Here is a 25,909-nt window from a genome sequence, read left to right as displayed (position 1 = left end):
TTTCTGTTAATAAATTTTCACGATGCTTTCATTTGCACAACTTATCAAATCAAATAGGCATAGGCTGCATAAAATGCGGCTGCTACTTCGAGGTGATCGATGGGTACTTTTTCGTTGGGCGCATGAGCCATTACCTCATTGCCCGGCCCGAATCCGATAATGGGAATGCCATAATAACCATTGATGGTCACTCCATTGGTGGAAAAAGTCCATTTATCAACCACAGGCGCTTTGCCAAGCAACTGTGAATAGGCTTCCACGCCTGTAGTTACAGCCTTATGGTCGGCCGGAATTTTCCAGGTGGGGTAATATTTTTCCATTCCGTATTTGAGCCCTGTATAGGCTATCTCTTCATAATGAAGCACTTCAACCGAAGCGTCCATATCTTTGATAATCTCCTGTATTTCAGCAACTGCCGATTCTTTACTTTCGCCCCAGGTAAGCCTGCGGTCGAGGTGAAACTGAGCATAATCGGCCACTGCACACAACGAAGGACTTCCTGATTTAATTTCAGAAATGGTAATGCTTCCTTTGCCCAAAAAATCATCGAATGGAAGACGTTCATTCAGTTTTTCAATTTCAAGAGCAGCTCTGGCTGCCGCATAAATGGCATTTTTACCACGCTCGGGTGCGCTACCGTGGCAGGAAATGCCATTGAATTTTACCACAATTTCCATTCTGCCACGATGTCCGCGATAAATATTAAGATTGGTTGGCTCGGTGCTGATGGCAAAATCAGGTCTGATACCTTCCTCCTCTACCAGGTATTTCCAGCAAAGCCCGTCACAATCTTCTTCCATTACACTTCCCACCACCAAAATTGTCAGATCGCGATCAAAACCAAGTTCTTTTAATATCCTTCCGCTGGTTACTGCAGCTGCCGGACCACCTTTTTGATCAACCGTTCCGCGCCCATGCACAAAACCATCCTTAATTTCGCCGCTGAAAGGATCGAATGTCCAGTTGGCAGCATTACCTACATCTACGGTATCCATATGCCCATCAATAGCCAGGATTCTTTTTCCGTTCCCAATCCGTCCAATCACATTGCCCAGCCCGTCGATACGAACTTCATCAAAACCAGCCTCTTCCATCTGGCGTTTTAATTCCAGCTGCACGTCCTTTTCGAACATACTGGTGGATTTTATCTGCACGAGTTTCGACAAATTTTCAGCAGTATAGTCTCTGTATTGATGAGACAAAGCATTGATTTTTTCAAAAATTTCTTTCATTCTATTATCGTTTTTAGAATTTGAAGTGTGCATTAAAAGGTATTCTTCCCCGAAACAACTAACACCACAGAGCATAAGAAAGACGTTAAGTCCGAAAGCATCAACGTCAGGAAAATGTTATGGATGCATTTTTTTATTCATATTCTCAATACTCAGCAAAACCTTTTCAGCCGTTGCCGGCAATGAAAAATCAGGTTCATATTCATGATTTCCGACGGCAGATATAGCATCTTTTATGGCCAGCCAAACCGAAAACGCCAGCATAAAAGGAGGTTCTCCGACGGCTTTGCTTTTGCGAATAGTACCTTCGTTGGGAAAATCGTGCAGTAATTTTACATTAAAAACGCGGGGAATATCATTGACTGTCGGAATCTTATAAGTATCAGGTGAATGGGTCAGCAGTTGTCCTTTTGCATTCCATTTAATTTCCTCGGTAGTACACCATCCCACACCTTGAATAAAACCGCCTTCCACCTGTCCTATATCAATATCTTCGTTTAACGAATCACCTACATCGTGCAGAATATCAGACCTTAACACCTGATACTCACCGGTTAAAACATCTACCTGAACTTCTGAAACGGCCATACCATAGGCATAGTAGTAGAACGGATTACCTGAGCCTGTTTCGCGATTAAAGTGGATGCCCGGTGTTTTATAAAACCCTGTTGCACTCAAACTAACCTGACCCAGGTAAGCTAACTGAATCAGCCTTTGGAAATTAATTTTGGTTTCAGGAAAGTCAAATGCATAAACTTCATTTTCAGAAAAAATAATGGATGCAGGATTTATATCAGGCAATCCTTTTTTCAGCAATTCAGCAACGGCTACCTCAGCAAGTCGGAGTTTAAGAATATCTATCGCATTTTTAACAGCCATTCCGTTCAGGTCGCTGCCTGAAGAAGCCGCTGTTGCAGATGCATTGGGCACTTTAGAGGTGTTTGTAGCACTTATTTTAATTAATGACGGAGAGATGCCCAGTTCCAGAGAAGCAATGCCTAACATTTTGGCATACAAACCTTGTCCCATTTCTGTACCGCCATGATTCACCTGCACTGTTCCATCTTTGTAAATATTTACCAACGCCCCTGCCTGGTTTAAAAATGAGGTAGTAAAGGAAATGCCAAATTTTACAGGTGTTAGCGCCATTCCCCGTTTTACAAACCTGTTTTGCCGGTTAAACTGGTTAATTTCTTCTCTCCGGTTCTGATAGTCTGATGAAACCATCAATTGATCGAAAATAGCAAACAGCCGGTTATTTTCAACTATTTTACCATAAGGCGTAATATTTTCAGATGCAATTCCATAGAAGTTTCTTTTTCGAATTTCAACAGCATCCTTTTTTAGCATTCTGGCGATACGGTCGATGGCATTTTCAATGACAGCCATGCCCTGTGGACCGCCAAATCCTCTGAACGCAGTGTTTGACGGAAGATTCGTTTTATATGCCTTTCCTACAATGCTGATATGGGGAATGAAATAAGCATTTTCAGCATGAAACAATGCTCTTTCGAGGATGGCCATACTCAGGTCGGTTGAAGAACCGGCATCGCTGTTTAACACAACTTTATATGCCAGAATTTTACCGGAAGCATCAAACCCAACACGATAATCGGAAATAAAACGATGGCGTTTCCCTGTCATTTTCTGATCATCATCACGAAAAAGGTGAATCTTAACCGGTCGCTTTGTTTTACAGGCTAAAAGTGCAGCCCAGGCTGCAACATGATTCCCTTGCGTTTCTTTTCCTCCGAAAGCGCCACCCATGCGCTTGACTTCCACATCAACCTCATTTTTAGAAATGCCGAGCACCTCTGCCACAATAGCCTGGGTTTCGGATGGATTCTGGCTTGATGCATAGATCAACATTTCATTGCCCTCGCCGGGCACGGCCAACGCTGACTGCGTTTCAAGATACCAATGCTCCTGTGCACCAGTTTCAAGAGTTCCGGCAAGTGTGTAAGGGCAATTGTTGAAAGCCTCGTCAGCATTGCCTCTTACTATGCGGCGGGGCGGCGCAATCAACAAATCCTTTTTAATAGCTTCATGAAGGTCAGTTACTGAATCAAGTTCTTCATAATCAATACGAATAAGTTTTTCGGCCTCCAAAGCAACCTCTTCATTTTCGGCAGCAATCAAAACTATTGCCTGTCCTGTAAAGGTAACTTCATCCTGAGCCAGGCAGGGTTCATCATGCACTACCGGCCCCATTTGGTTGGCACCCGGAATATCTTTATAAGTAAGTACAGCATAAACCCCCTGCAGGTTCATGGCCTCAGAAAAATTTACTGATCGAATCCGGGCATGCGACAACGGGCTGCAGACCACACGGCCGGTAAGCTGCAAAGGGCTCACATCCATATCATTTACATACACTGACTGCCCGGTTACATGTTTGATGGCACTGTCGTGCTTCAGGTTTTGGTTTTTCATAACTGAGCTCCTTCCGATTCAACAAAGAATTTCATCAGTAAGTTGCGAGCCACCAAACTCCGGTAATCAGCGCCGGCGCGCGCATCGCTCAATGGCGAAAACTCATGATGCAAAATATCCATGGCCTCCCCTACTACAAGCTGTGACCAGGTCTTACCTGTAAGGAATCTTTCAGTGCGAACCGCACGCATAGTTTGAGCCGCCATGCCGCCATATGCAAGAATAATTTCCTGCACTGTCCCATTTACGGAAACAAGGGAAAATCCTGCACTCACGGTCGAAATATCCAGATCCTTACGTTTGGAAACCTTATATGATTTGATGAAACTTGATTTGGCCGGTTTGGGAATGAGAACCTCTGTAATTAATTCATCTGGCTGGAGATCTGTTGTGCGGTATCCTTTGATAAAATCTTCCAGGTAACAATACCGGGTTTTTTCAGCCGATTGCAGTTTTAGTTTCGCCTTACAGGCCATCAATAATGGAAGTGTATCTCCTATAGGTGAAGCAGAGCCAATATTTCCACCCAAAGTGGCCACATTTCTGATTTGAAGTGATCCAAAAATATCAAGCATGTTTTTTAAAGCCGGCAACCTTGTTGCTGTCCATTGCCGCAGCATTTCCATTTGCACACCTGCGCCTATGTAATAGGTATCAGCATCTTCACGCAACATTTTTAACTCGCTGACATCTGAGATATCAATCAGCCCGGTAAGAAACTCTCTTTTCTTGGTTTGGCGTAGCGCCACGTCAGTCGCACCACTCACAACCATCGCACCGGGATGTTGTCCTCTGTAATTCAGCGCATCCTTCAACGTAAACGGTTTCATATACTCTTGATTCATGGCCGCTATTACAACCGGCCTTGTATCCGAAGTAATGGAATTGAGCCGCAACAGCAAATCATCTGATTGCGCACTGAATTGGTCCGTGTCAGTTCCTTTGCACGACGCTGCAGCTGCATCCACTATAGGACGGTAACCTGTGCAACGGCAAAGATTTCCGGTAAGTGCATCTTTGATCACTTCAGAACCGGGATTCCGGTGATTTTTATATACACCAAACAATGACATTACAATACCCGGGGTGCAATATCCGCATTGGCTTCCATTCTGATCGACCATGGCCTGCTGAACAGGATGCAGTGTTTTATCATGGGCCAGATGCTCAACTGTAATCAATTGTTTGCCATGGAGCATTGGCAGAAAAACCAGACAACTATCGATGGTTTTATACGTCAGCGATCCGGCAATACTTTCAGCAATCACAACGGTGCATGCACCACAATCACCTTCGGCACAACCCTCCTTCACCCCTTTATAAAAAGGCAACGAACGCAGATAATTCAAAACTGTAGTTGTAGGCTTATATTCTGTTTGGTTAAAGTCCAGTTCAATCAATTGGCTATTTAACAGAAAACGGATACTATGCTGCGATTCTGTCATCATTTTTTCAGTGTATTTTTAACATCAATCAATTTAGCAACAATGCTGATGGCAATTTCGGCAGGTGTTTCTGCGGCAAAGGGAATGCCTACAGGCATATCTACTTTTTTCAGCAAATCAGGGCTGATATGATATAACTCTTCGGCTCTTCTGCTTATTTCAGCCACTTTTCTCCTGCTGCCAATCATGCCCAGATAAGCATATTCGCGGGGCAAACAAGCTACCAGCACTTGTTCGTCAAAGGCGTGTTGAGGAGTTACAATGACAATATATGTCTGCTTGTCAAAATTCAGACTATCAATCACCTGAAGATAATCACCTGTTCTGGTTTCTGTTTTCTGAACATCCCAATTTTGAAAAATATCTTCACGCTGATCAATCACCAATGGCCTGAAACCCAGACCTACAGCATACCCAGCAAGCGCTTTTCCTATATGGCCACCGCCGAAAATATAAAGCCTTGGCTGACAGCCCAATGGTTCGAGGTAAACCTGCATTGAGCCGCCGCACTCCATATTTAAATCATCTTTCAGATTGAATTGCTTCAGCACGGGTTCACTGCCATTGCACAACATTTTAACGGCATCATCAATCACCTGATGTTCAATGCTTCCGCCCCCTATTGTACCTTTGATTGAGCCATCAGCAAACACAAGCATTTTAGAACCTGCTTTGCGGGGCGTAGAGCCGGAAGTTCTGGTTACAAGACAAAAAACAGCAGAAATCTGCTGCCGGTCAATTTCATTCAATTCATCAATTATATCAAGCATAAGCGATAGTTATAGCATGCTAAATTAATAAAATCGGATGACAAATAAAAAGAGAATTTGCTGCTCTTCATTTCAACGCCACCTTCCAACTCTTCTTACAAATCCCCAGGGTTTATTCAATGTTGGTATTTGATTTTAATGCGTTTTATGGCAGATAGATTCTATTGCTTTTGACGATTCATACATATTCCGGATTCCGAAAAACGTCCCGTTTCGGGAATACCCTGTCCGCAGATGAAATAAATCAGCATTACCTGCCCGCTTCAACCTGCGCCCCTCAACTTTAGACACTTTCCAAATAACATATTTATTCCATTGCTTTTGTGATAGTTACAAAACTTCAACTATTCACTTTGCATTTCTGGCACGCACCTTTTTGCCCGATTGGCATGTTTTCTGACTTATACCTTGCAACATTGAATCAGCCAAGGCTGACCAAAAGCGAAAAAAAATCAAAAAAATATCAAACAACAAAAAACAACAAAACAATGAAAAAGGTAACTATCATTCTTACGGGGGTAATTCTGATGAGCATCGCAAGTTTAAGCGTGAAAGCACAAAATACTGCATCAGTTCCTGAAGCTCAAGCTTCAGCTACTGTTATTAAACCTATCAATATTGAAAATCCAGTAATTTTAAATTTTGGTAACCTAATCAGTTCTTCAACAGCTGGAACTATTGTTTTAGATGTAAATGGCCAACGAAACGCTTCAGCTGGTGTTACATTACCAACTGCCATTCCTGGCAACGTGAGTGCAGCTCAATTTAATGTTTCTGGTGAAAACAACGCTCATTATGCTCTCTCAATCTCCGAGAGTGTTAATCTTGAAAATTCCTCAAGTAATATAATGGTGTTAAACAACTTTCAACACAATGCAACAAGAATTCTTTCAGGAACAGGAGTTGAAACTTTCAACGTAGGTGGCACACTAAATGTTTTAGCTGGTCAAGCTTCAGGTCTATATGAAGGTACTTATACTGTAACTGTTACCTACGAATAAAAAATATTCATTTTCTAAAGGGTGCAGTTCGGCTTCACCCTTTTTTTTTGCCCACTCAGTTCTTTTACATTTTAAAGTCCTTATTATCATGAACCGCATATTAACCGCAGTACTTTTTATCCTGCTGGTGTCCGGTAAAGCCTGGTCGCAGGCCGCTGTTACCGGGCAGGCCTTTGCGGAAGTGATTGCAGCCCTTACGGCTACGGAAACCAGCCAGATGAACTTCGGCAGGTTTTCGCCCGAAACCAATGGCGGACAGATTGTGCTTACCCCCGACGGGGTGCGCTCAGCGCAAGGCTCAGTGGTACTGGGCGGTGGATTGGCCCAACCGGGTATTTTCAATATTACCGGTGCACCGGATGCCACCTTTACCATTCAGCTGCCCAATGAACCCGCCTATCTTACCCACCAGGGCAGCAATAAAACCATGCAGGTCACCAGTTGGGAGTCAAACCCTCCGGCAGGTACCGGTACAGGAACCCTCAACGGAGGCGAAGAGATTGTCAGCATCGGAGCTACGCTCATGGTCGGCTCCATCGAAGATAACCCCGTAGGTATGTACACTGGAACTTTCAGTCTTACCTTTGCCTACAACTAACGTTGTAGGCCTCATTCAGGAAGCGTTGCCTGAAGGCAACGCTTCCGCTTTCCTTCTCCAATAAAGCTACATTAACCTCACGACTAAGCAGTGTAAATTTTGGCTGTTTCATCAAAAATACGTAGGTTTGATTCCAAATTTAAATAATCTGTCCCATGCACAAAATCAATGGTTTTTATCTACGGGTTATCATAGCCATATTCACAAGCATTTTACTCACATCCAGCCACTTATCAGCCCAGGGAGATCTGCTGATTACTCCACGCCGTGTAGTTTTTGAAGGCAGCAAACAATCGCAGGAATTAACGCTGGCCAATACAGGCATTGACACAGCACGTTATAATGTTTCTTTTGTACAATACCGAATGAATGAGAACGGATCTTTTGAACAGATAGAAGTTCCCGATTCAGGACAATATTTTGCTGATAAATATCTTCGCTTTTTCCCACGTTCGGTCACGCTGGCTCCAAACGAAGCACAGGTAGTGCGCATGCAATTCCGTAAATTGCCTGATATGAAGAACGGAGAATACCGTTCGCATGTATACTTCAGGGCAGTACCCAAAGAAACTGCACTTGGCGAGGAACAACTAGCTGACTCAACCGCCATTGGCATTCGGCTGATACCCATCTTTGGCATTACCATCCCCGTAATCATCAGAGTTGGTGAATTAAATCTCAACGTTGATTTGACAGACATCAGCCTGGACACGAAATCAGATACTATTCCACAATTAGCGGTTACTTTTACCAGAAATGGAGATAAATCGGTGTATGGCGACCTGACAGTGAACTGGGTATCCAACACAGGAGGTGACCCGATTGAAGTTGGGGTTGTGCGGGGCATTGCAGTTTACACACCTAATAAGATCAGGCGCTTTAACATGCAGTTGCGTAAAACTGAGGGCGTAGACTACAGCAGAGGCAAACTTGTAATTAAATACCAGGCGCCGAATGATTTAAAAGCCGAGGTATATGCTGAAAAGGAATTTGCAATAAAATAAGTTTTGCGAATAAAATAATTGGCATTACAGGCGTTCAATGAACTCAGAAACAACAAAAATACTACTTGTAAGAGTAAAGAAGAACCCAAAAAAACATGATGAAGACCTCTCCAACCTGTAAGCCATGTTTTCAAACGCTATTTTTGATTGCTGTTTTAATTGCAGTTGTTGGGTTTAATCAATTTAGTCAGGGACAAACAGTTATATATAGTGAAACGTTTGAAAGCTATACAACAACAAATAGCCTAAATTCAACAGGAACAAATCAATGGCTTCAATTACTAATAGGAGACAACAACAATCCATGGGGAATTGGAGGCTCTTCAGAAGCAATATCTGGCTCAAGAAGTTTAACTATCTATCACAATAATGGGACAGCTTATACATATAGAAACAACAAAGCAACAGAAAGAATTGCTTATTTTTCATCTAAAATAGATGCCAGTCAATTCTACAACCTGAAATTAAGTTTTAAATGGAAATGTGGAGGAGAAGTTAATTATGATTACGGAAGGGTTGTTTGGTCTACAGATGGTTCAAACTGGAACGACATTTCAACGACTAATTATAACTCTCAACCGACAAATCAAACTGTTTCAGATTTAAATATTTCACAGGTTGATCTACAACAGTTTTATTTAGGATTTAGATGGATTAACGATAATAATTTAGGAGCAAATCCAGGCTTTGTAATAGACGATATTGTCATCACTGGCACACCCTCACCATATTTAATAATCACGCCTGCATCTCTTGACTTCGGCTTTACAAATAATGGCAGCACCTCTGCCGAACAAACCTATACCCTAAGTGGTACAAACCTCCAGGGAGCTCCCGGAAATATCACCATCAACGCTCCTGCCAATTTTGAAGTATCGCTTACTTCAGGCACAGGCTTTGGCTCAGGTTTGCAGGTGCCTTTTGCAGGCCCTACCCTTGCCGAAAGAACTATATATGTAAGATTTAAACCAACATCAGCCAATACAAATTATACAGGAGTTATTACCCACTCGGGTGGAGGCACTTTCAAACCTGTGGCTGTCTCAGGCACTTCGGCATATTGCATACCATTATATTCTACCGGAACAAGCGATGGCGACTTTATCTCACTTGTACAATTGGGCAGTATCAACAATTCAACCGAAGCGCTGTCTTCTCCCTACTATTATTATTACAGCAATTTATCAACTGATTTAAACCGGAACAATTCCTATACCATAACCCTGACAGCTGGCACTTATCCTTCAGGAAACAATATTTCAGTCTGGATAGATTACAATCAAAACGGAACTTTTGAATCATCAGAAAAGCTTGGCAATGTAACCCTTGCAGCCTCTCCGGCCTCAGGTACAATCAACTTCACTGTACCTGCAGATGCCATCACCGGAACCACCCGTATGAGGGTAAGGGAGGTATGGAACAATGCTGATTTTGACCCATGCGCAACTTATCAATATGGCGAAACTGAAGATTACAACATAAACATTATCAACCCCTGCAATGTAGTTTTATCCTTAATGTCTACCGAAACCTGCGTTGGAGCCACTTCAGGAACCGGTACAATTACAGCTACTGGAAGCGGAGGCACAGCCCCTTACGTATATAGTCTGAACGGCGGAGCATTTCAATCCTCAGGGATATTTACAGGATTAAACTCTGGCACATACTCAGTAACTGTGAGGGATAACTATCTGTGTACGGCCACTTCATCAGTTAGCATTTCAGAGCCCGCTATATCGCCTGACGATCAAACAATTGCCGGGACAAACACTTGGACTGGCCATCTTTATGACGGGACCAACTTCAATAATTACTACGGAACGTTTTCAGAATCAGAAACATTCGACCAGGGATTTGGTGGCAACACCAACTGCTTTACAGTAAATTCCAGTCTTGGAAGCCGTTCTGTATATACTGAAACATTCAGTGTAAGATACAGAATGAATTCAACCCGCAGAGGGTTATACACTGTTGATTTAGGTTCAGATGACGGAAGTCGCTTAACCATTGATGGAACATTGGTATATGACAATTGGAGACTTCAATCATTCAGCACCCGATCACGTGTATTGATGAGCCTGACAGGAACAAGCCCTCTAGTGTATGATTTTTATGAAAATGGAGGTGCAAACAGGGTGATTTTTCAGAACCTCACCTTACTGTTACAAAACAATCTATCAACCAATACTACCCAAAATATTTGCCTTGGAAGTTCAGGAGCTGCTATTGGTGGAGATGTGTTTGGCACTTTACCATCAGGCATCAGTTTAGCAGGCACAGGATATCAATGGACATACAGCATCACACCAACCGGGCCGAGAATTCCTATTTCAGGAGCAACCGGTGCAACCTTTACACCCAACTCAGCAACATCACCTTTCAATGCAGAGGGCACCTATTATATTTATAGAAATACCAGCCTGAGCAGCACAAATAACGTCTCTCCCATCCCTTATGTAGCTACACTTGAATCAAATGCTGCAACCATTTATGTTACAGCTTTACCTGTAGCAACATTCAGTTATACAGGCTCGCCTTATTGCGCTAATGCAGCCAATCCTTTTCCAACGTTTACGGGTGGTGGAATTGCCGGAACTTTTTCTTCCACACCCGGGCTGGTGTTCGTAAGTACAGCTACCGGACAGGTTAATTTATCATTAAGTACACCCGGCACGTATACAGTTACCAATACTATCGCTTCTTCGGGCGGTTGTCCTCAAGTTACAGCTTCCTCAACTATTACAATTACCGCAGCACTTCCTGCCTCTGTTTCAATTTCGGCCAATACCGGAAATACCATTTGTGCCGGTACAAGCGTTACATTTACTGCAACTCCCACCAATGGTGGCAACTCTCCTTCCTATCAGTGGAAGCTTAATGGCGCCAATGTGGGGAGCAACAGCCCCACTTATACCAGTGCGTCTCTGGTGAACGGAAATACCGTTTCCTGCGTGATGACTTCGAATGCGCCTTGCGCAACGGGAAGTCCGGCTACTTCCAACACCATTACTATGACGGTAAACCCGGTTTTACCGGCTAGTGTAAGCATTGCCGCTTCGGCAAACCCGATTTGTGCAGGTACAAGCGTTACATTTACTGCAACTCCCACCAATGGTGGCACTTCTCCTTCCTATCAGTGGAAGCTTAATGGCGCCAATGTGGGGAGTAACAGCCCAACTTATACCAGTACGTTACTGGCGAACGGAAATACCATTTCCTGCGTGATGACTTCGAATGCGCCTTGCGCAACGGGGAGTCCGGCTACTTCCAACACCATTGTTATGGAAGTCAGCTCATTGATTGGCAACAATATTTTGAATATTGCTTATGGGGCTCACGGTACAATCTGTGCAACTGCCAATGAAAATTATAGTGCCACCATAGCCGCTCCTTCAGGAACTTATTTTGCACATATTGTATTTGCCAGTTACGGAACTCCCAATGGGTCATGTGGAAATTTCACATACAGTTCATGCAACGCAACAACCAGTTTTCCAGTTACAGAAAATTACCTGCTTGGAAATAACGCTGCTGTAATACCAGCTACCAACGGTGTATTTACCGACCCATGTGTAGGAACTTATAAGAGATATTATGTTGAAGCCATTTATGCTGAGCCGATATGCACCGGCACTTCTCCCGGGCAAATCATTGGTTCAGTTCCTACTGGTGGTAACGGTGCATTTACCTATTTGTGGGAAAGCAGTACAACCAGTGCAACCAGTGGATTTGGCCCTGCATCAGGTGTTAATAATGAGCAAACCTATACAGCAGGTAACTTAAGCCAAACCACATGGTTCAGAAGAACAGTTTTTTCAGGTGCCTGCAGCAATACATCCAGGGTGCTCCGGATTACTGTAACGCCAACAATTACAAACAACTCCATAGCTTCTGAGCAAACCATCTGTGAAAATGCAATCCCTGAATCCCTGACCGGATCAACTCCCGGCGGTGGAAATGGCACATTTACATACCTTTGGGAAAGTAGCACAACCGGCTCATCATCAGGATTTTCTCCGGCAAATGGAACAAATAACTCAATAAACTACACTCCGGCAGCATTATCTGTTTCAACCTGGTACAGAAGAACAGTATTTTCAGGGGGATGCTCTGATATTTCTCCATCAGTTAAAATTACAGTAACACCTTTACCCATTGCCAGCATTCAATACCCGGGCACACCATATTGTTCAAATGCAGGCCTTGTGTCCGTTTCGTTAACAGGCTCACCCGGTGGAACTTACAGCTCATCCCCTGTCGGACTCTCGATGAATACTGAAGATGGAGAAGTTAACACAATAGCCAGTGTACCAGGAATATACACCGTTACGTATACAATTGTTGCTTCGGGAGGCTGCAGTCAGGTAACCGCAACTACCACCATAGAAATTAAGTCAGACGGAGTATGGACCGGCACTTTTAGCACTGACTGGAACAACACCGGTAACTGGGAATGCAACATCCTTCCCACTTTATCCACAAACGTGATCATTCCCGGAAGCCTGGTTAATTATCCAACACTCAGCACAGGCCTCACCGGAAAAGCAAAAAACATAACCATTCAGAACGGAGCATCACTCACTGTAACCGGGAATACGCTTCAGATAGCCGGGGATGTTTCCAATAGCGGAATATTTACTGCAGGCAATGGTACAATTGAAATGGCGGGTAACTCACTGCAAAACATTACCGCCAATCTATTCGCTGACAACACTATTCTTAACTTAACCATCAATAACCCTTCAGGTGTTAACCTGCTTGGCACATTGAATATCAGTGGAGTATTAAAAGCGCAGACCGGTAATTTGAATACGGGAGGTTTCCTGACCCTTTTGTCTTCGTCAACCCAAACTGCCCTGATTGACGGTTCAGGGAATGGTGAAGTTACAGGCAATGTTACGATGCAACGCTATTTGCCTTCCGGTTTCGGGTACAAATATTTCAGCTCTCCTTTCCAATCAGCCACAGTTGCCGGATTTGGTGATGACATGAATTTAAACGCATCATTCCCTTCGTTTTATAATTACATTGAAAACAAAGAATCAACCGGTTGGAGTGTTTACACCGACCCCTCAGGATTATTAAACCCATTGAATGGTTATTGTTTGAACTTTGGAACTGATATGGCCTTTGTTACTGCAGACTTAACAGGCATTGTAAATAATCATCTCATTGGCCCCATTGCACTTTCTAACAATAATAAAACGTACACTTTGGGATTTAACCTTATTGGAAACCCATACCCATCACCTATTGATTGGAATGCTGCAAGTGGCTGGACAAGGAACAACATTGATGATGCCATCTATTTCTTTGATGCAGGAACCACCGATCAATACACTGGAACATACAGCAGTTATATCAATGGTATTTCAAGCAATGGTATAGCTTCAAACATCATTCCTTCCATGCAGGGGTTCTTCGTACATGTGTCAGATGGCTCGTACCCGGTAAATGGCTCATTGAGTATTAATAATCCAGCCAGGATAAATATGTTATCTCCTGTCTTTCACAAGAACCTTCTGGATGAAACCAGACCAATAATAAAACTTCAGGCTGCCTTTAATCATGAAAATGCACAAGCTGACCCACTGGTTATTTATTGGGATTATGCAGCAACTGCAACTTTTGACAAAAAAATGGATGCCTTAAAAATATACAATACTGATATCAATGTACCTAATTTATATGCATTATCAGATGATAGGCGAAGGCTTTCCATTGGTTCATTCCCATTTCCTGAAGCAAAGAATGAAATCCCTCTTGGCATCAAAACTGAAAAAGGCGGCTCCATTTTACTACGCTTAATATCAGAGAATAATTTACCGGCTGAATACGGTATTTATTTAAAAGACAAGGCTTCTGGAAAAATACAAAACCTCAAGTTAAATCCTGAATATTTGTTGTCGGTTGGAACCGGCTTACTTGAAGAACGTTTATCTATTGTTTTCAGTAATACTGACATTTCGCAGGAAGCATTCGGCAGCGACAGCTTCAGAGCGTATGTAATGGATAATACTTTGTTTGTCAGTGTTTTATTGAAAGACGAACAGGTAAATGTGCAGCTAACCAATATGGCCGGTCAGATTCTTCTTCAAAAGAGACTGAATGGTGAAGGTCAGCATCAACTGTGTCCGGCTCCGGTTACCGGCATTTATCTCATCACTTTCTTTACCGATATGGGTACTATTTCGAAAAAAATATACATTCAATAATGTCAAAAGAAAATATATCGAGGCATATAGCGCGTTTGTTCACAATGGTTCTGCTACTATTGCTGGCAAATCAGGCATTGCGTGCACAGGAAGATCCCCCAAAACCCATGCAGGTTTCAACCTACCAACATTTAAGTTTTGGTGCATTTATCAACGGAAACAGTGGCGGCACTGTTACTATTGAACCGGGCGGCAACAGAAGTGTAACGGGAGATATCATCCCGGTTTTTCTGGCTCACCAGTACCATCCTGCCATATTTGAAGTGGAAGCCAATGCCGGAGTTATTCTCAGTTTAATCAATGGGCCGAATGTTACTTTAAGTGGGAGTAACGGCGGTACAATTATGCTTCAACTGGGATCTTCATTGCCGGTTTCTCCATTTATCAACACCACCCGGCCACCATTCAGAACACAGGTAACTGTTGGAGGCACCATTACCATCGGCAATTCGCTGGCCAACCCTCCCGGTGACTATACAGGCGAGTTCTTTGTTACTTTTGTGCAGGAATAAACAGCATTAAAATTATGATGGAATTCATGAACAGCTCCCTGATCATTCGTTGTGCCCAAAGGCTGGCATGGAAAGGGATACTGTTGATGGGTTTTCTAGTTTCCCTTATCGGGACAAGCCACCAAGTGTACGCTCAGGACAGTGACTATCCTGAATACGACGAAATTGCCGTATTCTTAATGATTCAGGGAGTTGGCGGCTATGAAATGAATGCCATTTACATGGACGATAAACTTTATGTCCCTGTAACCGATCTATTCCAGATTCTTAAAATAAACCACGTCGCTTCACAAAATTATGATTCAGTAAGCGGTTTTTTCCTTCAGGAAAACAATTCTTACTCTATAAGCCAGCCATCACTGTTAATCACAGTAGGCAATAACCAGATACCCATCGGTAAATCGGCATTGTTTAAGACTGACATGGGATTATACTTACGCACCGATTTGTTTGGAAAAGCTTTCGGGTTGAATCTGAATTTCAATTTCAGGAGCCTTTCACTTGAATTGAAAACAACCCTTGAATTGCCTGTAATCAAAGAGTTGCGGCTAGAACAGATGCGTAAAAATGTGAATCTGCTTAAAGGAGAGATTTCAGTAGATACAACGCTTAAGCGCAACTACCATCTGTTCAGGGGTGGTATGGCAGATTGGTCAGTGATTTCATCACAGGCTTCCGGAAGTTCAGGCGATACGAGAGCAAGTCTGGCTCTTGGAGCAGAGGCCCTTGGAGGCGAAGTCAATGTTTTGCTCAATTATTCTCAAAATAGTGGATTTGACAAACGTCAGCAGCAATATCGCTGGCGATGGGCTAACAACGATGCAAAAATTGTAAGACAAGTCTCAGCCGGAAAAATACAAACACGCTCTATATCATCTATTTACGCCCCAGTAATTGGCATTTCAGCCAGTAACACTCCTACTACTTTCCGGAAATCTTTCGGTTCATACATACTTTCTGATTATACAGAACCCGGATGGACAGTTGAGCTATACATCAACAATGTAATTGTAAACTACACTACTGCTGATGCTTCAGGTTTTTTCAGTTTTGAAGTGCCTTTGGTTTATGGAGCTTCGCAAATAATGCTTAAGTTTTATGGCCCATGGGGAGAGGAAAGGATTCGCGAACAAACCATCAATGTCCCATACAATTTCCTTCCGAAAGGAACTGCCGAATATAATGTGAGCAGTGGAATTGTGCGCGACAGCCTCAATAGCATTTATTCGAGAGCTGAAACATTTGTGGGTTTGCACAGAAACTTCACATTAGGTGGCGGTGTAGAATATTTATCATCGATTACTACAGGTAAAACCATTCCTTTTCTTTCGACTTCGGCCCGGTTTCTGAAAAATTTCCTTTTTACAGGAGAATATGCTTATGGTGTAAAAGCCAGAGGACTGCTAAATTACCGGCTCCCTTCAAATCTGGTATTTGAACTGGATTACACCAACTATGTCCCCGGACAAAAAGCCATCAGTTTCAATTATCTTGAAGAGCGAAAAGCAAGCCTGTCGCTTCCGCTCAAAGTTGGCACATTCAGATCTTTTGCCAGGATGTCCTATAAACAAAATGTTCTGAAAGAAGTTACCTATTCCACTGCTGAAGTTTTATTTTCGACCTATTTCAGTGGCGTAAGTGCCAATATATCGGGCTTTGCCAGCTGGTTAACCGAAGGCACTCCCTATATTTATTCAAATATTGCATTGGGCTTTAAACTAGGGCATAATATCAACATCAGACCTCAGGCCCAGGTAGATATCACCAACAAAAAACTTATCTCCATCAAAACAGAGATTGAAAAAAGCTTTTCGCGAAAAGCGTTTCTTTCATTGGTTTATGAAGAAAACTTAAGATCAGCCCTCCGAAGCGTTGAAGTTTCATTCCGCTACGATTTACCCTTTGCCCAAACAAGTGCCTCTGCCAGAATGACCAATGAACAATTGCTGACCACCGAAAGTGCACGTGGCAGTTTTGCTTTTGGAAGCGGAAATGGATACGTTAATATTGACAACCGATCATCGGTAGGCCGCGGAGGTTTAACTATTACTCCGTTCTTAGATATCAACCACAACAATAAACGTGACAAGAATGAACCAATTGCCACTGGATTAAACATCAGAATGAACGGAGGCCGGTTGCTCGATTACAACAAAGATTCATTACTACGTATTGTTGAGCTTGAACCTTATGCCAGCTACCTGCTCGAAATTGACGACAACAGTTTTGAAAATATCGCCTGGCAACTTCAAAGCAAAACCATGCGCATCCAGATAGATCCGAATCAGTTTAAAAAAATTGACATACCCGTGAAAGTAATGGGTGAAGTAAATGGTATGGTTTATTTAAAAACCGGCCGCAATATTAAGGGGCAGGGCCGCATCATTATAAACTTTTACGACAGTACGGGCCAATTTGTAAACCGCGTGCTTTCAGAACAGGATGGTTTTTACAATTATCTTGGATTTGCCCCTGGCCGTTATACAGCTGCAGTTGACACCATACAATTAAACAGGCTTAACATGACCTGTGAACCCGCTGCAACAGAATTTGAAATACTGCCGATGTCTATTGGCGACATAGTGGATGACATTAGTTTTACCATTATTTCTCATGACATTCAGCCAACACCTGAACCCCAACCGGAAAAAAGCTCCCAAATAAAACCGGTTGAAAAAGAACAAAAACCTGAAATTGTTAAACCTCAGTCAAAAATTGAGGAGCCCTTACCTGCAAAAACTGACAATGCCGCAAATAAAAACAACAATGAATCAAAGTTGGGTAAAACAAATAATAGTGTAGAAGAAATAAAGAAAGCACGTCTGTCAGGTGAAGCATTTAAATCAGATGTATTAATACTTCAAAGAAAAAAGGTTGACATTGTTTTTGGAGATGTTGATTTGGAAGCCGGCAATTTTATTGTACAAACAGGGGCTTTTGAAATAAAGGAAAATGCAATAAACCAGGCCGGAAGTCTGAGCAAACTGACAAACAGCAAATGTGGAGTTATACTGGAATACAAACTGTACAAGGTAAGGTTTGGCTACTTTGCTACCGCCGATGAAGCAGTTAAATGTGCTGAAAAACTTAATAAAAATGGCAAATATGTATTTATAGGAGTGTTGGAATAGCTTACCGGTTTTCGATTATTTTATTGTATTGCAAGTAACTATATGAACACAGTCGCTTTCCCAAAAATTGAAACAGAAAGGCTTATTCTCAGGGCTTTCACGATTGCTGATTCATCCGAAGTACAGCGCATGGCTGGAAAGGTTGAAATTGCATCCAACACTCTGGCTATGCCTTTCCCTTATCATGATGGCATGGCTGAAGCCTGGATCTCAACCCATCAACAGGAATTTGAAGACCATAAATCAGTGATACTGGCCATTGAGCTGAAATCGCAGCATATTCTTGCCGGCGCTATTGGTCTCAGCCTTCAGTTTCCCTATAACAATGCAGAACTGGGGTACTGGATTGGGCAAGAATATTGGGGGAAAGGTTATTGTACCGAAGCAGTAAAAGCTATGATTGAGTTTGGCTTTCAGCATATGAAGCTGCACAAAATTTATGCAAACTATTTCCACAACAATCCCGCCTCAGGGAGAGTAATGGAGAAAGCAGGAATGAAATACGAAGCTACATTAAAATCGCATTTATTACACTGGGGCGAATATAAAGACCTGATTTGCTATGGAATATGGAACAAACAGGATGAACTAAATATAAAATACTAATTCATTTTATTTCTTTTCAGCATCTACATTGCAACTATTGATTTTTTGCAATCCCTGTTACTTCTTACTCCTGATTCAAAGATTTCTTATATTAGCCAATATTCTGAATCATCAATAGTTTGAGTTAAATACCTAACAGATTGTTCTTCATCTAAAATACAAAAATCATGTCCGGCAAATTCAAATGTATTCGCCTATGGTGGTGGATCCCGTTTATTATTTTTGCAGCCTGCTCACCAGGAAACCAGATTAAAGTTGATTCAATGAACTTTGACAATCAGGTAGATATGTACCAAAACCTGGAGATCACCTTCAATCATGAACTGGCTCCTGACTCCCTGCTGAATAAATGGGATTCAACTCAATATTTGACTCTTACCCCTGAGATAAAAGGAAGATTTCAGTGGACCAGTGTCAGTACCCTGGTTTTTTCGCCCTCCGTTCCTTTCGCTCCCAACACTGACTACAGGATGAAAATTAATCCTGTAGTTTCAAAATATCTTACAAAAAGATTGGAAACCGATGAAAACGACATTAGTTTTCACACACCTTACCTGAGTGTTGAACGCAGTCAGACTTATTGGGGAATTGATGAAAACAATCCTGGGCTGGCCCAACTAAGAATCAGCCTGAATTTTAACCACCCGGTTGATATAAACAATGTACGCAAATATGTTTCTGTAAAAATCGACAATCAACCTGTTCTTTCAACCCTTCTTACCCGTGAAAACGGGAATGAAATGGTATTTTCAATTGAAGCGCCGGGCAATGACCCATCATCCAAAAACCTGAGTGTAACCATCAGCAAAGGTATGTCTTGCATTGGTTCGGCAAGGGTAAACCCTGACAATGAGATTGTTGAGCTATCCCTTCCACAACGCGACAGGCTTGAAATTTCAGATATTATTACCGATTTTGAAGAAGGAGAAGGGGTGGTTTATATATTTACCTCTCAGCCTGTAATAAGCCAGGGCTTGCGCACCGCCATAAAAGTATCACCTGATGCTCAGTTCGACGCTTTGCCTATTGGTAACGGGTTTAAACTCAAAGGGAATTTCGCCGATGGCAAAAGCTATGAGTTGACCATTTCAGGCAGACTTAAAGGAATATTTGGTCCCGAACTGGGGGCTGACCATTTGGAAACTATTTCATTCGGCTCGCTTGAGCCCTATATCGCCTTTGCCGATCAATCCGGCATGTACCTTTCGCCCGGAGGCTCAGGAAACCTGGGAATCAACATTATTAACGTACCAACTGTCAGGATTACAGTTTTTAAGGTTTTCGAAAATAATATTCAGCACTTTATGCGTATTGGGAAACAATGGAACTGGGATTACGAAGACGACGAATATCATGATTCCTATGCATATAGTCTTGACGAGGATTACGGAAAAGTGGTGAGCACGCGCGAACTGGACACACGCGCACTTCCGCGTAAAGGAAATATCAGGTTACTCAACCTGAGACCTGAACAACTTGAGTTATCAAACGACCTGAAAGGAATATATCTGGTAAAGGTTGAATCAACAGAAAAAAAATGGTTGTCAGATGTACAACTAATATCCTATTCAGACATAGGTTTGATTGTAAAAGAAGGGTTGGATGATATTTTTGTTGCAGCCCGTTCAATAGCGACAGCCCAGCCATTGCCGGGCGTGGCTATTACTCTTGTTAGCCGCAACAACCAGCAAGTATATAAACTTACCACCGACAGAAATGGAATTGCAGAGCTGAAAAACCTCGGAAAAACCATTCCCGGGTTTAAGATATCTATGATTTCAGCCCGTAAAGATCAAGACTTTAACGTTCTGTTGTTCAACAAATCACAGATTGAAACATCGCGGTTTGATGTTGGCGGAAAACGTACTGCCGGCCAAAATTATGACGTATTTATTTATGGCGACCGCAATCTATACAGGCCGGGCGATTCGGTATTTTGCAACGCCCTGGTGCGTAGTTTTAAATGGGACGCCGTACAGGATATTCCTGTTAAATTCAGGGTAATTGCCCCTGACGGGAAAGATTACATAATCCGCAGGGCTCAGCTCAGTAAAACGGGTTCAGCTCAACTTTCGTTCAGGCTTCCCGAATCGGCACTTACCGGAGGATATATCATTGAAGTGCTTGCTTCAAATGATGTGTTAATTGGCAACTATCGCATTGGCGTTGAAGAATTTATGCCTGACAGAATCAAAGCACAGGTCAAAACTGACAAAGAAAGTTACTTCAATGGCGAAGTTCTGAGAGCCAACACCACAGCAACCAACCTGTTTGGCCCACCTGCTGCAAACCGGAAAATTGAATCTGAATTGAGAATCAGCCGCAAAGATTTTATTGCCAAAGGTTATGAGAATTTCAATTTCAGTATTACAACACCCACTGATATATACTTTGAGAACTCAGTGAATGAAAGCACTACAGACGCAAAAGGAATGTCGGAACAGCAATTTACACTTCCTGATTTTGCAGAAATAGGACTTTTGTCAGGCCGCTTGTTTACAACCGTATTTGATGAGACCGGACGCCCTGTTAACCGCTACAATGAAGTAGAGATTCTTACACAAAGCACTTTTTACGGAATAGGACCGGTTCCCGGATGGGTTTCAACCGGAAGACCTCTCAGCATTCATACAACTGCCCTTAACCGACAGGGAAAAGCCGTTAAAGGCGATGCCAAACTTGAAGTAGTGAGTATTCGATGGGAAACCGTACTTGAACGCAACTATGGGAGCACAAATTACCGATCACAACGAAAGGAAAAAGTTATTTTAGCCCGCAACATCAGCATCGGCACCGGAGGCTACAACCTTCAGTTTTTGCCTCCCGTTTCCGGTGAATACGAAGTAAGAATAAGTTCCCGAAACAGCTCCAATTTTGTAAAGCAATCATTTTACGCATATGGATGGGCTGATGCAGGCACTTCGTCATTTCAGGTTAACCGTGAAGGAGAAATTGACATTGAGGCAGATAAAGCTTCTTACAAACCGGGAGAAACGGCCAGGCTTCTTTTCAAAACACCTTTTGCAGGAGAATTGCTCATTACTATCGAGCAAAACAAAGTGCTAGAATATTACAGCATACCAGCCAATGCACAAGGTGCAAACCTTGACCTTAAAATAAGGGACGAGTTCATGCCCAATGCCTATATTGGGGCAACGCTCATCCGCAAAATTGACAACTCAGGCCTTCCGCTGACAGTAGCCCATGGATTTGCTTCCGTAAAAGTTGAAAAGCCTGAACGAAGGCTGAATGTAACAATTGATGTTCCTGAAAAACAGCGTTCAAAGCGCAATCAACTTATCAAGGTAAAGACCAGCCCCGGAGCCGAAGTCACCATCGCGGCTGTTGACGAGGGCATATTGCAAATAACCGGATACAGCAACCCCGACCCATACAGTTACTTTTATCAGAAACGGGCATTGGAAGTAAATGCTTATGATTTGTTTGGCGAGTTATTTCCTGAATTATCTTCGGGTCATTCATCCTCAGGTGGTGACCGTGGGTTTGACATGGGTAAACGCCTGAATCCTCTTACTTCAAAACGAGTGAAGCTGCTTGCCCGCTGGAGCGGCACCCTAAAGGCTGATGCCAATGGAAACGTAAATTTCAACCTTCCTATACCCCAGTTCTCAGGAGCCATCAGGGTAATGGCAGTAGCCTTCAAAGGCAACGAATTTGGAAGTGCCGGAAAAACGATAAAAGTAGCAGATCCTTTGGTTATCAGCAGTTCGCTGCCTCGCTTTCTTAGCCCTTCCGATAAGGCCATAGTCGGCGTAACCCTTACGAACACGACTTCAAAATCCATGCAGGTAAAATTAAGTACAAAAGCTACAGGCCCCGTAAAATGCGGCCCCTTTACGGAATCATCTGTCACTGTACCTGCTAACAGTGAAGCATCAATTGCTTACCATCTCGACGCAGCAACAACAATTGGCAAAGCTAAAATCCAGCTCTCAGCAATAGCTGCCGGAGAAGAGTTTACTGAAGAAACAGATATCAGTATCAGGCCTGCTGTAACTCTAACAAAAACCGGAACTTCAGGACAAATCAAACCTGGTGAAAAAATCAAAGTTAAAGCTCAGACAGATTTTTTAAATGGAACAGCCTCCTCCAGGTTGTTGCTCACAAAATCTCCGGCAGGACTTTATGCACATGACCTGAATGAACTTATAAATTATCCTTATGGATGCCTTGAGCAAACAGTATCCATTGCTTTCCCGCAATTATACTTTTCAGATTTGGTGAAACTGCTGAAGCAAAAGCCTAAAGCACCTGCATGGAAAGTAGATGAAAACATCCGGGAAGCCATACTCAAAATTGAAGGATTACAGCAATACAACGGCGGTCTGGCATATTGGCCCTCTGGCTATTCAACCATAAACTGGTGGAGTACAGCATATGCCGGCAATTTTCTTTATGAAGCAACCAAAGCCGGATATTCAGTTAACCCGAAAGTAACTGAAAGTATTAACCGTTATTTGACCGAAATGGTCAAACAAAAAGGTTCTACAGATTATTTTTACACCAACAGTTCAGGAGGTTGGATAAAAAAAACACAACCCAACCGCGAAATATTCTACTCGCTTTATGTACTTGCCCTTTCAGGCAAACAACATATTCCAACCATGAATTACTACAAGGCCAGACTTGCCGAGCTGAGTAATGACAGTCGCTATATGCTCGCCTGTAGCTATGCTTTAACTGGTGATATGCGAAGTTTTGAAACTGTCCTCCCCAAATCATGGGATAATAAGGATCAGCCCGGCTGGATGACCGGAGGTTGTTTCAGTTCACCTGTGCGCGACAAGGCCATTGCCTTATACACCCTGATTAACGCTGATATTGACAATCCACAGGTAGCTTTACTCGCACGACAATTAGGCGAGATGATGCATAACAAACAATGGCTTTCTACTCAGGAAAGGGCATTTGCAATGCTTGCCTTAGGCAAACTTGCAGGCATGAGCAAACCTGGCAATGCAGAAGCACAAATTGAATCAGGAGGCCGAAAAATTGCTGGATTCAGAGGTGACGATCTGATAACAGACATCACCGGCACTGAAGCAACCATCACAGCAAGCGGAAAGGGAACCGTTTTCTACTATTTGGAAAGTGAAGGCATTCCTTTATCAGGAAATACAAAAGAAGAAGACCGGATTCTGAAAGTCAGGCGCACTATGCTGAATCGCAACGGAGAAACTATTAACACCAGCGATATAAAGCAAAATGACCTTATTGTAGTAGCTATTACCATTTCAACAACAGACAATAGTTCAATTGAAAACGTTGCAATCACCGACATACTTCCAGCAGGCTTTGAAATTGAAAATACAAGGCTGAATACTGAAAGAGAGATAAGTTGGATAAAAAACAGGGCGATGCCTGATTATCAGGATATCCGTGATGACCGTATCAGTTTCTTTACCACAGCCACCGGACAATCCCAAACCTTTTATTACCAGGTAAGAGCTGTTAGCAAAGGAACATTCGTTCAGGGTCCTGTGGGTGCCGATGCCATGTATAACGGACAATACTATTCCTATTCCGGAGCCGGAAAAGTAGTGATTCATTAATCACTGCCAGCGGTTTTTACGCGGTTAAGGTATCTGCTCCGGCTAAGTCTTCCAATGTTGACTTAGCCGGGGTATCTTTCCATGCGAATCCTCTTGCAAATGCCTGCTTTATCATTGTGAATGGGTACGTTCCCCGTATTCTTCCACCTGAGAAGGAAAATTAATTAATTCTTATATCTCAAAACACCTCTGTTTGCTTTTATGCCATACAAAAAAATGCTCCCTGCCTGCCTGTATGCCGCACAACCCATAGACAATAAACCATTTACCCTGTTTTGGACCATAGCCTTGCCAATGATTAGAAAAAGTTCAAAAACGCCAATTCGTGTGCTGCTTTTAACATGTTCCAACATTCTGAAATTTTTCAGAATTGAAAGTTACCAAGCATAACGCCTCCCTGATACTCAAATCCTGTATTTTTCATATTCTGCATTGAGGTTATCAAAAATGCCTTTGAAATCAGATTTGCCTATTATTAGTTCTACCAATGATTCAAATTTATCTTCTCCTGCCAAACTTTTTAATCCGAACACAAAACAGGCTCCATTTCACAGCTTATTTTGTAGGATTTTGCCTACATTAAAATCAGATTTCCCTTACAGACTTTCACAATTAATTAAACTTATTTTGTTATCATCTTTGCCCTGATCCTATAAAAAGGTATTACACTTCATCATCATGAATCACAATAACTTTCAAATCAATAGAAAGTAAAGTATTGATTTCAGGATAGTACTGTTTATCAACTCTTTGTTAAGATTAAAGCCTGAAATTAACTAAAAACTGTTGTTTGTGAACATCATAAGGCCACAGAAAAGCAGACCAATTTTCAAATCAATCGGAAATAGTTTTTAAACCAACTCTTGTTTTAAATCACCGGATAATACCGAAATCAGGCTCAAAAAAATGCAGCTTATTATATAAAACAACAGGATTGGGAAGGAAAATACATTGTTCAATGCACGTAAAATATTGAAACTAAAGAAAAAGATGAGTTTTCATCTTTTAAAAGAAAAACGCTTTCAAAAACCAATTAAAAACACCACTAAAAGACAAAGACTTTACGAGTAACACAATGCAATTACATATTGCATGTAATTTATTGTGAAAATTTCCAGAAAACGTAAATCGAATAACTACAATAAAAACTAAATAAGGAGAGAACTAACATGATTAGGGAAAATTACTCTTGTACTTTTATAACCCATGGAAAGGGAATAAGGTCATCAGCAAGAAAATTCATATTCAGTAAAATTTCTGGATTTAAATCTTTAGCCGCACTGTCATTATTCTTTTTATTGTTTTTTACAATAAAACCCTCCTGCGGAAGCAATCAACACGTCATTGTTGGCTGGAATTATGGTAACGGAAAAGTGATGTACTGTGGGT

At 42.2% G+C, this 25,909-nt stretch carries 12 protein-coding genes; 8 read left to right on the top strand and 4 right to left on the bottom strand.

Annotated elements, in window-relative coordinates; translation table 11 throughout:
* Window positions 1-44 precede the first annotated feature (44 nt).
* From H6541_00690 to H6541_00675, 4 genes are all read right to left on the bottom strand, one after another.
* Window positions 45-1,232 carry a YgeY family selenium metabolism-linked hydrolase gene (locus tag H6541_00690; GenBank protein MCB9014290.1) on the bottom strand — a complete coding sequence of 396 codons (1,188 nt, stop codon included), beginning with the start codon at window positions 1,230-1,232 and terminating at the stop codon, window positions 45-47.
* Window positions 1,233-1,349: 117 nt separating this feature from the next.
* Window positions 1,350-3,665 carry a xanthine dehydrogenase molybdopterin binding subunit gene (xdhB, locus tag H6541_00685; protein ID MCB9014289.1) on the bottom strand — a complete coding sequence of 772 codons (2,316 nt, stop codon included), beginning with the start codon at window positions 3,663-3,665 and terminating at the stop codon, window positions 1,350-1,352.
* Complete coding sequence (xdhA, locus tag H6541_00680; GenBank protein ID MCB9014288.1) at window positions 3,662-5,113, bottom strand: xanthine dehydrogenase small subunit; 1,452 nt, start codon at window positions 5,111-5,113, stop codon at window positions 3,662-3,664. The genes xdhB and xdhA overlap by 4 nt, the downstream gene beginning before the upstream one ends.
* Window positions 5,110-5,880: an XdhC family protein gene (locus H6541_00675; GenBank protein MCB9014287.1), complete on the bottom strand. Its 771-nt coding sequence runs from the start codon at window positions 5,878-5,880 to the stop codon at window positions 5,110-5,112. Before H6541_00675 ends, xdhA begins: the two co-directional genes overlap by 4 nt.
* A 488-nt stretch (window positions 5,881-6,368) precedes the next feature.
* Here H6541_00675 and H6541_00670 point away from each other — a divergent pair, with 488 nt between their 5' ends.
* From H6541_00670 to H6541_00635, 8 genes are all read left to right on the top strand, one after another.
* On the top strand, window positions 6,369-6,881 hold the full coding sequence (locus H6541_00670) for a DUF4402 domain-containing protein (GenBank protein MCB9014286.1): 513 nt from the start codon (window positions 6,369-6,371) through the stop codon (window positions 6,879-6,881).
* Between the two features lie 88 nt (window positions 6,882-6,969).
* Window positions 6,970-7,479, top strand: coding sequence for a DUF4402 domain-containing protein (locus tag H6541_00665; GenBank protein ID MCB9014285.1), 510 nt, complete (start codon window positions 6,970-6,972; stop codon window positions 7,477-7,479).
* 155 nt (window positions 7,480-7,634) lie between these two features.
* Entirely contained in the window at window positions 7,635-8,483 is an 849-nt protein-coding gene (locus H6541_00660; GenBank protein ID MCB9014284.1) for a molecular chaperone, read from the top strand.
* Between the two features lie 95 nt (window positions 8,484-8,578).
* Window positions 8,579-14,698, top strand: a complete 6,120-nt coding sequence (locus tag H6541_00655) for a T9SS type A sorting domain-containing protein (protein MCB9014283.1) — start codon at window positions 8,579-8,581, stop codon at window positions 14,696-14,698.
* Window positions 14,698-15,210 (top strand): DUF4402 domain-containing protein, encoded by a 513-nt coding sequence (locus H6541_00650; GenBank protein ID MCB9014282.1) that lies wholly within the window; start codon window positions 14,698-14,700, stop codon window positions 15,208-15,210. The genes H6541_00655 and H6541_00650 overlap by 1 nt, the downstream gene beginning before the upstream one ends.
* Window positions 15,211-15,236: 26 nt before the next feature.
* Window positions 15,237-18,341 carry an SPOR domain-containing protein gene (locus H6541_00645; GenBank protein MCB9014281.1) on the top strand — a complete coding sequence of 1,035 codons (3,105 nt, stop codon included), beginning with the start codon at window positions 15,237-15,239 and terminating at the stop codon, window positions 18,339-18,341.
* 42 nt (window positions 18,342-18,383) lie between these two features.
* On the top strand, window positions 18,384-18,947 hold the full coding sequence (locus tag H6541_00640) for a GNAT family N-acetyltransferase (GenBank protein ID MCB9014280.1): 564 nt from the start codon (window positions 18,384-18,386) through the stop codon (window positions 18,945-18,947).
* A 167-nt stretch (window positions 18,948-19,114) separates the two neighbouring features.
* Window positions 19,115-24,520, top strand: coding sequence for an alpha-2-macroglobulin family protein (locus tag H6541_00635; protein MCB9014279.1), 5,406 nt, complete (start codon window positions 19,115-19,117; stop codon window positions 24,518-24,520).
* Window positions 24,521-25,909 lie beyond the last annotated feature (1,389 nt).

Source organism: Lentimicrobiaceae bacterium, from assembly GCA_020636745.1.
Lineage (GTDB): Bacteria > Bacteroidota > Bacteroidia > Bacteroidales > Lentimicrobiaceae > Lentimicrobium.
This window is presented reverse-complemented; position numbering and strand designations above follow the sequence as displayed.